The 12,215-nt window shown below is 68.6% G+C and carries 10 protein-coding genes; 6 read left to right on the plus strand and 4 right to left on the minus strand.

The annotated features are described in order from the left end of the window. Positions 1–10 precede the first annotated feature (10 nt). The gene (locus CMC5_RS08855) at positions 11–820 is read left to right on the plus strand and encodes a hypothetical protein (RefSeq protein ID WP_050429984.1); all 810 of its coding nucleotides are present in this window, start codon (positions 11–13) and stop codon (positions 818–820) included. A gap of 711 nt (positions 821–1,531) precedes the next feature. Here CMC5_RS08855 and CMC5_RS08860 read toward each other — a convergent pair. Beyond that, positions 1,532–2,440 carry a LysR family transcriptional regulator gene (locus tag CMC5_RS08860; RefSeq protein WP_169796485.1) on the minus strand — a complete coding sequence of 303 codons (909 nt, stop codon included), beginning with the start codon at positions 2,438–2,440 and terminating at the stop codon, positions 1,532–1,534. 65 nt (positions 2,441–2,505) lie between these two features. Between CMC5_RS08860 and CMC5_RS48395 the strand changes: the two genes are divergently transcribed. Then, the gene (locus CMC5_RS48395; RefSeq protein ID WP_050429986.1) at positions 2,506–3,468 is read left to right on the plus strand and encodes an NAD-dependent epimerase/dehydratase family protein; all 963 of its coding nucleotides are present in this window, start codon (positions 2,506–2,508) and stop codon (positions 3,466–3,468) included. Positions 3,469–3,684: 216 nt separating this feature from the next. After that, on the plus strand, positions 3,685–4,566 hold the full coding sequence (locus tag CMC5_RS08870; RefSeq protein WP_245678364.1) for a hypothetical protein: 882 nt from the start codon (positions 3,685–3,687) through the stop codon (positions 4,564–4,566). A 59-nt stretch (positions 4,567–4,625) separates the two neighbouring features. Here the strand turns inward: CMC5_RS08870 and CMC5_RS08875 are convergent, their stop codons facing one another. Next, positions 4,626–6,086: a serine/threonine protein kinase gene (locus CMC5_RS08875; RefSeq protein WP_050429987.1), complete on the minus strand. Its 1,461-nt coding sequence runs from the start codon at positions 6,084–6,086 to the stop codon at positions 4,626–4,628. A gap of 272 nt (positions 6,087–6,358) precedes the next feature. On the opposite strand from CMC5_RS08875, the gene CMC5_RS08880 reads away from it, so the two are divergent. The 3 genes from CMC5_RS08880 to CMC5_RS08890 all read left to right on the plus strand — a co-directional run bounded on the left by CMC5_RS08880 (position 6,359) and on the right by CMC5_RS08890 (position 9,003). Continuing rightward, complete coding sequence (locus CMC5_RS08880; RefSeq protein ID WP_050429988.1) at positions 6,359–6,823, plus strand: DUF2383 domain-containing protein; 465 nt, start codon at positions 6,359–6,361, stop codon at positions 6,821–6,823. Between the two features lie 94 nt (positions 6,824–6,917). Continuing rightward, positions 6,918–7,772, plus strand: coding sequence for a PPK2 family polyphosphate kinase (locus CMC5_RS08885; RefSeq protein ID WP_050429989.1), 855 nt, complete (start codon positions 6,918–6,920; stop codon positions 7,770–7,772). Between the two features lie 178 nt (positions 7,773–7,950). Next, positions 7,951–9,003 (plus strand): hypothetical protein, encoded by a 1,053-nt coding sequence (locus CMC5_RS08890; RefSeq protein ID WP_050429991.1) that lies wholly within the window; start codon positions 7,951–7,953, stop codon positions 9,001–9,003. 57 nt (positions 9,004–9,060) lie between these two features. Here CMC5_RS08890 and CMC5_RS08895 read toward each other — a convergent pair whose 3' ends face one another. Beyond that, a complete protein-coding gene (locus CMC5_RS08895) occupies positions 9,061–10,476 on the minus strand; it encodes an inorganic phosphate transporter (protein WP_050429992.1) in 1,416 nt (471 codons plus the stop codon). A gap of 62 nt (positions 10,477–10,538) precedes the next feature. Then, on the minus strand, positions 10,539–12,071 hold the full coding sequence (locus CMC5_RS08900) for a M20/M25/M40 family metallo-hydrolase (protein WP_169796486.1): 1,533 nt from the start codon (positions 12,069–12,071) through the stop codon (positions 10,539–10,541). Between the last annotated feature and the right edge of the window lie 144 nt (positions 12,072–12,215).

Consider the following 12,215-nt stretch of genomic DNA (forward strand, 5'->3'; position numbering starts at 1 on the left):
TGGCAGGCGCATGCTGGATCGAGCCCCCGCCTTCGACGAAGAAGTGATCTGGTACGGGCCTTTCGAGGGACCTTCGCCCGTACCCGTGGTGATCACGGCGTTCTTCCTGCTGGTGGTGGTGCTCCTGTGGCTGGTCGCCGAGCACGACGTGCTCCACGCCTTCGAATGCACCCGTGGCGGGTCGTGCGTCGTGACGTGGGGCAGTGAGCTCGTCCCGCAACGCCGCGTGGAGCGCTTCGACCTCGGTGTGCTGGAGACGGCCGAGGTCATTCGCACGCGTGAGAAGCACCCGAAGACCGCGCTGGTGATCACCCTGCCGCAGGGCAAGCTGCTCCGGCTGGCGTCGGGCCCCATGGCGCACGAGCTGCACCGCGAGATTCGCGCCTTCGTCGACGAGCCGGCCCGGACGACGCTGACGGTGGCCGAAGACGTCGGGAGCAAGTCGTCCATGCGCGTGGTCGTGGCGGGCGTGGTGATCGCGGGCGTCCTCACGATGGGGTGGTTCGCCCTCGAAAGGCGCAAGCGGCGCATCCGGGTGCGCGTCGTCCTGGCCCCTGCGCGCGACGTCTGCGAGATCCATCGCAGCGGCTGGCTGCACCTGTCTCGCATGCAGACGATCCCGCTCTCTCTCCTGCTCGGCGCGCAGGACGTGTCCACCTCCGGCAAGCACGTGGTGGTGCTGGAGACCAGCGAAGGCGCCGACATCCCCCTCACGTCATGGCTCCTTCCTGCCGACGAGGCCCACGCACGCTTCGTGGAGCAACTGCAGGTGGATCTCGCGAAACTCCGCGGTGAGAGCAGAGGACCCGAGCCTGCGTGACCGGCCTCGTGTCTCGTGCCTCGTAACGTGGGGGACCTCGGTGGTCCCCGGCGGACCTGCTGTGGCGCTGGCCCGACGGCGGAGCGGTGCCCAGGTCCATGCCGTCGATTCAGCGAGGGCGGATTCCCTGGTGACACCGGGCAGGGTTGAATGCGCCGGGAGCGCTGAGCAGCGCATTCCTTGAGGAGAGGAGGGGTCCAGGGGCTTGGAGGGGAAATCTTCCCAGGGCGAGGGGAGGTCCAAGCGTCTGGAGGGGAGTTCGCCTCAGGGCGAGGAGTGGTCCAAGCGTCTGGAGGGGAGTTCGCCTCAGGGCGAGGAGTGGTCCAAGCGTCTGGAGGGGAGTTCGCCTCAGGGCGAGGAGTGGTCCAAGCGTCTGGAGGGGAGTTCGCCTCAGGGCGAGGAGTGGTCCAAGCGTCTGGAGGGGAAATCTTCCCAGGGCGAGGAGTGGTCCAAGCGTCTGGAGGGGAGTTCGCCTCAGGGCGAGGAGTGGTCCAAGCGTCTGGAGGGGAGTTCGCCTCAGGGCGAGGAGTGGTCCAAGCGCTTGGAGGAGACCGGTGCACGGGGACCGGGCGGTCCAGGCGCTTGGAGGAGTCCGGTGCGCGGGGACCGGAGTGGTCCAGGCGCTTGAAGGAGACCGGGGCTGTCGAGCCGGGGTTGGCAGGCCTGGTGGGACGGTGGACGGAATGACGTGGGTCCGGGCGCCGTCCGGGGTCAGCGGCCGATGAGGGTGGTGCGCAGCTCCTCGGTCATGAACGTCCAGACGGCGGCGACCCGCGGGACGTCGCGCAGGGCGCGGTGACCGACGACCCACAGGCCGTCCTGGGGCCAGGACGCGGTGGAAGGGGCGAGCTTCTTCGCGAACCGGACGGGAACGAGGTGGCGGGGGCGCAGGTAGGGCTCGGGGAAGAGGCCGATGCCGAGGCCGGCTTCGGCAGCGCCGAGCTGGGTGAGGAAGTGGCTGGTGCGCAGGACGACGCGGGCTTTCGGGGCGTGCTGCGCGAGCCAGCGGGAAGGGGCGAAGCTGAGCATGTCGCGGTCCCAGGCGAGCCAGGGGGCGTCGTCCCAGGAGGCGAGGCGGCCGAGGGCGTCGACGCGCGCGGCTGACGCGGCGGCGATCCAGCGGGCGGTGCCGATCTTGGTGATGATCAGCTCGGCGCCCTGGGGTGGGGTGGAGCGGAGGGCGAGGTCGGCTTCGTGGCGCGTGAGGTCGAGGACGCGGGTGGAGGCGTCGATCTCGAGGGTGATGCCGGGGTGGCGTTCGTGGAAGCGGGGGAGGGCAGGGGTGATGAAGGTGTCGACGAGGCCCGGCGCGGCGCTCAGCCGAACGATGCCCTCGGCAGCTTCCTCGACCCCGGAGGCGTCGCGGAGGAGGCGGGCGTGGCCGCCTTCCATGATCTCGGCGGCGGCGACCAGGACCTCGGCCGCGCGGGTCGGGGTGAGGCCTTCGCGGGTGCGCTCGAAGAGGCGCTTGCCCACCGCGTCCTCGAAGGCGGTGAGGCGGCGGCTGATGGTCGAGGTGTCCACGCCGAGGCGTGCGGCGGCAGCGCCGAGGCTGCGCTCGCGGTAGGCGGCGAGGAAGAGCCGCACGTCGTCCCAGCGGGCGTCGGCGAGGTCTTGCATCTGTGCATGCATGCTTTGCAAGGGTGCGCGTTGTCTTGCAAATCGGCAAGGACCATCCTGGGGACATGAACAACGACGCACCCGCCCTCCACGTGGTTCTCGGCGCCGGTCAGATCGGCGCTCGTCTCTCGAAGCTTCTCCTCGAGCGCGGTCATCGTGTGCGCATGGTGCGGCTCGGGCCTTCGTCGCCGTCGACGAACCCGGACCTCACGTGCGTGAGCGGCGACATGACCGATCTCGCCTTCGCCGAAGAGGCGACGCGGGGCGCTTCGGTGGTCTACGACTGCATGAATCCGCCGTACCCCAGGTGGCCCGAGCTGCTCTTGCCGATGGCGCGCGGGGCGCTGCAGGGTGCGACGCGGGCGGGGGCGCGGCTCGTGGCGCTCGACTGCCTCTACATGTACGGGCGCCCCAGTGAGCCGATGCGGGAAGACACGCCGCACGCGCCGTGCAGCAAGAAGGGGGCGCTGCGGGTGGAGCTCGCGAACCTGCGGATGGGCGCGCACCAGCGCGGGGACGTGCAGGTGGCGGTGGGGCGCGCGAGCGATTTCTTCGGGGCGGCGCTGCCGTTCTCGTGCTGGAACGAGCGCTTCTTCCAGCGGGTGTTCGCCGGCAAGCCGGGTGAATGCATGGGGGACCCGGACATGCCGCACGCCTACACCTACGTGAACGACGTGGCCCACGCGCTCCGGACGCTCGGTGCGCACGAGGCGGCCTTCGGGAGCGTGTGGCATCTGCCGACGAACCCGGCGGAGAGCACGCGGGCGCTCGCGTCACGGCTGGGGCGCGCGCTCGATCTGGAGATCCGGATGGTGCGGGTCCCGAAGCTGGCGCTGCGGGCGGTGGGGCTGTTCTCGCCCTTCATGCGCGAGGTCGCGGAGATGGCGTACCAGTGGGAGGTGCCGTTCGTGGTGGATGATGCGCGGTTTCGTGCGACGTTCGGCGAGGGGCCGACGCCGGTGGAGGAGGCGGTCGCGGAGACGGCAGCGTGGGCGCGGGCGCGCTTTGGCAAGCGGCTGGCTGCCTGAAGGGGAGCGCTCGGCGAGGAGCGGTCGGTGTCGGGAGGGGTTGTCGGGGGTGGCGGACCAGGTGGCGGGCGCCAGGGGGCCCAAGGGGGGAAGGCCGGCCGGAGAGCGCCTCGAAAGGCTGGAAGGCTTCGCTTTCCGCTGCGATGGCGAGGAGGGAGAAAGCGACATGCCATGGCATGTGGTGTGAATGGGTAGCGCGGCTCCGAGAGGAGAGCTGTGCCGTCACGCCTTCACGAAGCGTTGCTGTTGCTTTTCCGTAATCGGCCGACGCTGGTCACAGAGGTGCTGCGCGGGCTTCTCGACGAGACGGTTCCGTCGTTCACCGACGCGCAGATCGTCTCTGCCGAGCTGACGGAAGCCATTCCAGTAGAGCACCGCGCCGATCTGGTCGTATTACTTGCAGCCGGCGATTTTAAGCGCGCAATCGTCATCGAGGTGCAACTTCGACGGGACCCTCGAAAACGGTACACCTGGCCACTCTATGTGGCGGGCGTTCATGCGCGCTACGAGTGTCCTACTTGCCTTCTCGTCTTGACGATTCATGAAGACCTGATGAAATGGTGCGCGAAGCCCATCGAGATGGGTCATCCAGGATTCGTGATGACACCACTCGTCCTGGGGCCGGGGAACATCCCGCTCATGATCGATATCGAGCGGGCACGAGCTGCTCCCGAGCTGGTGGTGCTGTCTGCCATGGCGCATGGGCAGGGGGTCGCGGGGGAGGCTATCGGTAGAACGTTTCTCCAGGTGGCTGATGGGCTCGAGCAGGAGCACGCCAGGATTTATTTCGATCTGGTCATGAGTTTCATTCATGAAGCTGCAAGGAAGCGTCTGGAGGGAATGATGAAGGGTGGTTATGTGCCGAGGAGCGATATCGTGCGTTCCTGGGTCGAAGAGGGCAGAGAGAAAGGGAGTTTGCAGGCCAAAGCCCAGGCCGTGATGGCCATTTTCGAAGCGCGTTCGCTCGTGGTGCCGGCCGAGCTTCGCGAGCGAATCTTTGCCAGCACCAACCTGAACGAGCTGGAGCAATGGATTCGTCGTGCGGTGCTCATCGACGACCCGAGTGAGCTGCTGTCCGGAGCTCCTGCCTGCGCCTGAGGCGTCTCTTCCTGAGCCGTTTCTGCCTGGCTGGAGCGCCGCTGCGGGGCGGAGGGCGCTCAGTCTCGGGAGTCGAGGCGGGGATCGATCTTCTTCTTGAAAGGCTTCTTCTTCATCGGCGCTGTCGTCGTGGAGGGGACGGCAGCGGTGGTGGGGGGCGTCGAGGGAGGAGGGGTGGAGGCAGGGTGCGTCTCGCCGCCGGAGGGGTTGGAGGTCTCGTCGTGATCCAGGCGTTGCGCTGCGCCGGGGGAGGCAGCAAGGGAGATGGGGACCTGCTCTGCGTCGGTGTCGCCGAGCATCACCGGGGCGCGAAGTACGGGCTCGGCGGCGGCGCTCGCGACGGCGGCTGCGGTCGCTGCGGCAGCGTGCACGCCGGGCACGGCGTGGCCCACCGCCCGAGCGTTGCCGGAGCGCAGTGCCACGAACAGACCTGCGAAACCGAGGGTCACTGCAAACAGACCGCCGGCGACCCAGCTCCCGACCCGTACGGGTTGCTCGATGCCCGTCCGGCTCAGGGGGGCGGCCGAGGGGCGCAGCTCGCGTACGGGCGCTACGGCGCTCCGTCGCGTGCTCGGGGCCGTGTCGCGCAGGGGTGAGGGTTCTTCTCGGATGAGCGTCGACGGATCGGCAGGTCTGTCGTTCAGCGCGGTCGCCAGCGCGGTGACCGCTTCGGTCGCCGACGTGAACCGCAGGTCCGCCTCCCGTGAACAGCAGCGCAGGAACCATTCGTCGAAGCCGAGACCGAGATCCACCCCGCGGCTGCTGGGCGTCGACATGGGCTCGTAGGCGACCAGCGACACGAGGTGGGCCATCGAGCGTGGCTGCCATGCATCCTTTCCCGTCAGGAGCTTGTGCGCGATGACACCGAGGGCCCAGACGTCGGTCCAGGGACCGACCTCGTCGTTCTGGCCGCGGGCTTGCTCTGGGGCCATGTAGAGGGGAGTTCCGAAGACCTCGCCCGCTGCCGTGGTCGAGACGGAGCCGATGCCCTCGGCCGCGTTCGGGTCGATCTTGGCGATGCCGAAGTCGAGGATCTTGAGCCACGGTGTGCCGTCCTCGCGTCGGCTGAGGAACAGGTTCTCGGGCTTCAGATCGCGGTGGACGATCCCCAGACGGTGGGCCTTGTCGAGGGCGCGCGCCGCCTGGGTCAGGTAGAGCAGCACCTCGGGCGCAGGGAGGGCGCCTCGCTGGGCAATCTCCTTCTCCAGATCGTGTCCGCGCAGCAGCTCCATCACCATGAACGGTGCGTTGCCGAGCTCGGGGGCGACGTCCGCATCGGTGACGCGCACCACGTGCTCGCTCTCGATCTGTGCGGGCGCACGCATTTCTCGCCGGAACAGCTCCACGGAGCGGAGGTCGCTCGTGGCGGCGCCGCGCAGGATCTTCATCGCGAGGAGCTCACCCGTGTGGACGTGCCGCACCGCATAGACGGTCGACATCCCGCCTTCGCCGAGCGGCTGCTCGATGCGGTAGCGCCCCGCAACGACCGTGCCCTCGTGGAGGCTCTGCTCCTTGGCCATGAATCCTCGGGTTGCAAGAGTATCTGCTCGCCAGGCCGGCGGGAAGCCTGAGGGCCTGGCTCACACTGTCCGGCACGCGCGCTCGGCCAGACGCAGATGGTCCACGCTTACCCGGCACTCTGGCCGACTTGCGGGCTCATGCAAATTCGCCTGGCTTTTCTGGTCGGGGTGTCTCGGGCGGCGAACTACCGAATGGTTAGATCCTGAGCGCGATCCTCACGCCTTTGGCGCGGCATTCGCTTTGCCGAGGACCGCGCAGAGGAGTCTGGAACATGGCCATCATGGGCAATGACAAGACCGTCATCGATCTGCTGAACGAGCTGATCGAGCTCGAGTACGAGGCCATCGAGGCCTACGAGGCGGCAGTCGGGCGCGTCGAGGAGTCCCGCGATCGGGCGAGGATTCAGGGATTCCTGGGGGAGCACCTCCGCCAGGTGCGGGAGCTCTGTGCGCTCGTTCGACAGCTCGGCGGTGAGCCGGCGAGCGCGAGCGATCTCAAGCAGATGCTGAAGCGAGGGAAGGTGGTGATCGTCGGGCTCTTCGGGGACCGGCCGGTCCTGGAAGCGATGAAGGTGAACGAGGCGGAGTCGGAGCGACTCCACGAGCGGATCGCTGCGCGTCCCGGCCTGCCCGATGCCGTGCGGCTGGTGCTGCGCAAGCATCTGGCCACCGAGCATCGGCATCACGACTGGATCGTGGATCGTCTCGACGCGGGAGCAGGGCTGTTGCGGCTGTGACTCGATGCGCGGGAGCAGGGCTGTTGCGGCTGTGACGGTGTGCTCGCGTGCGTTTCCCGTGGCTGCGGGTGTCCGGCTGCCGTAGACCAGGGGCATGCCGCCCGTACGCTTCGATGAGAGTGGAAGCAAAGTCCGCCTGTCCGACATCGCGACGGACCCGCCGAAGGACGTCACGAAGGAGCAGGCGGTCGCCCGCTTCGAGACGCTGAACCAGGAGACGTTCCGCCTCCAGGAGCTGATGTGGGGGGCGCGGCTGAACAGCGTGCTCGTCGTCCTGCAGGGCCGCGATGCGGCGGGGAAGGACGGCGCGATCAAGCACGTGGTCGGCGCGCTGAACCCGCGCGGGGTGAACGTGGTGTCGTTCGGGGTGCCGACGACCGAGGAGCGGGAGCACGACTTCCTGTGGCGCGTGCACCGTCACGCGCCGCGCCGCGGGGAGTTCTCGATCTTCAACCGATCGCACTACGAGGACGTGCTGGTCGCGCGGGTCCACGATCTGGTGCCGAAGTCGCTGTGGAAGGAGCGCTACGGGCACATCAACGACTTCGAGGAGCTGCTCGCCGAGCACGGGACCATCGTGCTCAAGTTCTTCCTGCACATCAGCAAGAAGGAGCAGGAGAAGCGGCTCCTCGAGCGGGAGCGCGATCCGTCGACGGCCTGGAAGCTGAACGTGAACGACTGGAAGGAGCGCGAGCGCTGGGACGACTACACCGAGGCGTACGAGGCGGCGATCGCGCGCTGCTCGTCGTCCCATGCGCCATGGTTCGTGGTGCCTGCGGACGCCAAGTGGTACCGCAACCTGGTGATCGCCGAGGTGGTGGCCGAGGCGATGCGTCCGTACAAGCAGTCCTGGCTGGACAAGCTCGACTCGGACGGCGCCGAGGGGCGAAGCGCGCTCGCGGAGTACCGGAAGTCGCTCGGCAACCGGCGCGGGAACGGTAACGATTGAGGAGGTGACCCCGGCGCTCGCCGGGGTGCTCGGGGGGTGAGGCCTGGAGGCCTCAGCAGGTGAGACCAGGAGGCTGCAACGTGGCACCTCGAACCTGCGCGGGAGGCTGCTTCCCGGCGGGCTTCCTCGCGGCACGGCCGTTGCCATCGCAGCCGCCATCCACGATACGAAGGAGACCATGCAACACTGTTCATTCACCGGCGCAGCAGCCGCTCTCGCGGTGACGCTGCTCGCGCTGCCCTCGGTCGCGCAGGAGCTGCCGAAGAAGCTGGAGGCGCCCAAGCACGAGTACCTGTCGAGCGGGACGTCCGACCGGAAAGATGGCCTGGATGGGACGCTGGCGGTGGGGGCCCAGTTCAGCGTCAGCGACAACCGCAGCGTGCTCGGGCAGACCGACGGCATGAGCTTGCTGTTCGGGTTCAAGCTCGACAGCACGCTCCAGTACAACCGGGGCCCGTGGGAGTGGCGCACGGTGATCGGGATGGCCGGGGGGATGGCCAGGACGCCGCTCATCGACCAGCTGGTGAAGGCGCGCGATCTGGCGACGCTGGACAGTACGGCGCTCTACCATGTGCTGCCGTGGTTCGGTCCGTTCCTGCGGGTCGCGGCGAACACGACGATGTTTCGCGGCGCGGATGTGCGCCCCGGGGAGACGACGTACCTGATCCGTCGTGAGGACGGGACGGTCGACGCGACGGTGGCGGAGCGGTTGCCGATGACCGACCCGTTCAGGCCGCTCACGCTCAAGGAGTCGGTCGGTCCGTTCGCGCAGCCGGTGAAGTCGGACGCCTTCAGCCTGGAGGCGCGGGCCGGCGCTGGCGCGCGCCAGTCGTTCGCGAAGGGGCAGCTTGCCCTCGCCGATGACGCGGCGACGCCCGAGATCGAGGTCCAGGAGATGAGCAACGCGTATCAACTGGGCATGGAAGCCTCGCTCGAGATGTGGGGCGTGACGGCGAACAAAGGGATCAGCTACCGGTTGATGGGAGAAGTCCTGATCCCCTTCATGCACACGGCGCTGCCTACGACGGAGGACCGCAGCGCCTTCGATCTCGCAAACCTCGCGCTCATCGGGTCCCTGTCGTTCAAGGTCGTGGAGTGGGCGAGCGTCGACTACGAGCTGCGGCTCGTGAGGGAGCCACTCCTCGTGGACAAGCTCCAGACGCAGAACAACGTGCTGCTGTCGCTGGCGCTCGCCTATCCGCCGCCGAAGCCTGCGGCGCCGGCGAAGTAGGCCAGCGCGGTTGCCCACAGTCCGGAGGGGCGTTGCGAGCGCCCCTCGGCGAGTTCGTCAGTCGGCGAAGAGCGCCCGGAAGAGGAGGAAGAACACGGCGGAGAGCATCATCGAGGCCGGGAGCGTCATCACCCAGGCGAGCCCGATGTTGCGCACCGTCGACTGCTGGAGGCCGGAGCGCTGCGCCACCATGGTGCCGGCGATGCCCGACGAGAGGACGTGGGTCGTGCTCACGGGCAGGCCGATCACGGAGGAGAAGCCGATCATGCCGGCCGCGACCAGCTCGGCGGAGGCACCCTGTGCGTAGGTGAGGTGGGATTTGCCGATCTTCTCGCCGACGGTGACGACGATGCGTTTCCAGCCGACCATGGTGCCGATGCCCAGCGCGAGGGCGATGGCGAAGATCACCCAGTTGGGGGCGTAGTCGGTCAGGATCTTCATCTGCTTGCGGTCGCGCGCGAGCTGCTTCTGCTCCGGGGCGGAGAGGCCGAGGCCACCCGTGGTGAGCATGTCCTCGATGGCGCGGTCGGCGAGGAGGATCTGCTGGCGGACCCGGAAGCGGTCGTCGCGCGGGATCTCCAGGGTAGAGCTTCGTCCATCGAGGATGCGGCTGACGCGCCCGAGGTCGGCGAGCACTTCCTCCGCCTTGGCGGCGCTGCTGGCGTCGTGGTGCTCGCGGACGAAGGTGGTGACGTTGCGGGTAGCCTCCGCGGCGCGGGTCATGTGATCGGGGCCGGCGGTGAGGTCGACGGCGAAGCCGGCAGGGACGAGGCCGATGAGGATGAGCATCACCAGGCCTACGCCCTTCTGGCCGTCGTTCGAGCCGTGGGCGAAGCTCACGCCGCAGCAGGTCGCGACGAGCAAGGCGCGGATGCCGCGCGGTGGTGGATGGTTTTTGGGGGGTTGCTGGAGGAGGGCGCTGTTCCGGGTGTAGCGCTTGATGAGGAGCATGAGCAGCGCCGCGAGGGTGAAGCCCATGAGCGGCGAGACGAGCAGGGAGAGGCCGATGTCGGCAGCTTTGCTCCAGCGCACGCCCTCGCCAAAGGTGTGGCCGGGGGTGAGGGAGTTGGCGATGCCCACGCCGAGGATGGCGCCGATGAGGGTGTGGGAGCTGGACGCGGGGAGGCCGAGGTACCAGGTGCCCACGTTCCAGGTGATGGCGGCGAGCAGGAGCGCGAGCACCATCGCGAGGCCGGCCCCGACGCCCTTCGAGACGAGCAGCTCGACGGGCAAGAGCTGGATGATGCCGATGGCGACGGCGATGCCGCCGACGAAGACGCCGATGAAGTTGCAGATGCCGGAGAGGACGACCGCGACGGGGGCGCGGAGCGCATTGGTGTAGATGACGGTGGCGACGGCATTGGCCGTGTCGTGAAAGCCGTTGACGAACTCGAATCCGAGGGCGATGGCCAGGCAGACGAAGACCAGAAGCTGGTTCGTGGCGCCCAGCGATGGGTCGAAGAGGGACTCCACGGGCGCTACCCTAGGAGGCTCAGGCCACGGATGTGTGTCGGCCGTGTGTCAGAGTTTGAAGATCAACGAAAGCGTCGTTTTTCGTCGGGGATCCGGCCGAGGTCGCCTGACATGTCCGCCGCGGCGTAGGCGAAGGTAGTGAAGGCGGCGGCGGCTTGATCCAGGTCTGCACGGACGATCTTGGCCATGGTGTCGTTGGCCGTGTGGTGGACGTCGAAGTAGCGGGTGGCGTCCTGTTCGAGTTCGGCGACGGGTACGCCTTGCGCCCGGAGGGGAATGAGGTCGGCGCCGCCGCGGGCGTCCTCGGAGGAGACCTTCACACCGAGGGGCGCGAGGGGCCGGATCAGCGTCTCGAACGCGGGTCGCGCGGCGTCGGCGCCGAGGAAGCGCGCCGCGAGGACCTTGCCGTCGCCGACATCGGCTTCGAGGCCGATCAGGTGTCGGGGGAGCTCGTCGGCGTGGGCTTCGGCATAGGCACGCGCTCCGGAGAGGCCGAACTCCTCGTTGGCGAACAGGACGATGCGCACGGTGCGGCGTGGTTTGCGAGGGAGTGAGGCGATGGCGCGTCCCGCCTCGATGACGATCGCGCACCCGGCGGCATCGTCGAGGGCGCCAGGGGTGAGATCCCAGGAGTCGAGGTGCGCGCCGAGCAGGACGATCTCCTCGGGGTGGGTGCTGCCCGGGACTTCGCCGATGACGTTGGCGGACTCGGCGTCGGCGAGCATCTCGCTCTCGAGGGACAAGGTGAGGCGTACGGGGCCCTCGGTGAGTCGTCGCTCCAGCATCTCGGCGTCGGGCACGGAGAGCGCAGCGGCGGGGATCTTCGGGGCGTCGGGCTGGTAGCGGGTGCTGCCGGTGTGAGGGATGCGGTCGCTGGAGGTGCCCACGGAGCGGATGACCACGGCGACGGCGCCCTTGCGCGCGGCGAGGCTCGGGCCAGCGCCGCGGATGCCGACCGCCTTGCCGTAGCCGGAGCCGTCGACCGTGCGCTCCATGCGGGTGGAGAAGAAGACGATGCGGCCCTCGACGGCCTTGCGATCGAGAGCTTCGAGGGTTTCGAGGCTCGGGACGTGGAGGACGTCGGCGGTGATGCCGCTCCGGGGGGTGGGGACGCTGCCGCCGAGCGCTGCGACGGCGAGCTCGCGTGGGTGAGAGGAGACGATGCGTGCGGATTCGGCGCCGCGTCTCCAGCGGGGGACCTTCACCTTCTCCGCGCGGACGTTCTGGAGTCCGCGGGCGGTGAGTGTGCGAAGCGCCCAGGCGATGGCAGCTCGATCTCCGGGGCTACCGGCGAAGCGGGGGCCGACCTCGTCGACGAGCGAGCGGGTCGTCTCCCAGGCCTGGGAAGACGCCAGGACCTGATCGCGGAGGGCATCGATGGGGCTGGTGGGGGCAGGCTCGTTCATGGCGGTCGTCGTGGCTTCGGGGAGGGAGAAGGCGGTGGGGCCAGGGGCGCGGACGACGGTGTTCGCGGGGGAGGCGTTCGCGGTGGGACTGGGAGGCGCGGGGGCCGCGCACGCCGCGAGGCTGGCGAGGCCAAGAGGGAGCGACAGGGCGAGGAGAGCGTGACGGCCGGAGAGATGGGAGAGAGACACGGCCGGGAGCATCGCTGAATCGAGACGAAGGACAAGCGGTCGCAGGGGCAAGGCGCGGTCAGAAGCGGGAGGAGCTGGTGGTCGCGTGAGTGTGCTCTCCGTCACGTCATGCCTTCCAGGTCGCGCCGGACTCGGGATCGTCAG

This window comes from Chondromyces crocatus, from assembly GCF_001189295.1.
Taxonomy (GTDB): Bacteria; Myxococcota_A; Polyangia; order Polyangiales; family Polyangiaceae; genus Chondromyces; species Chondromyces crocatus.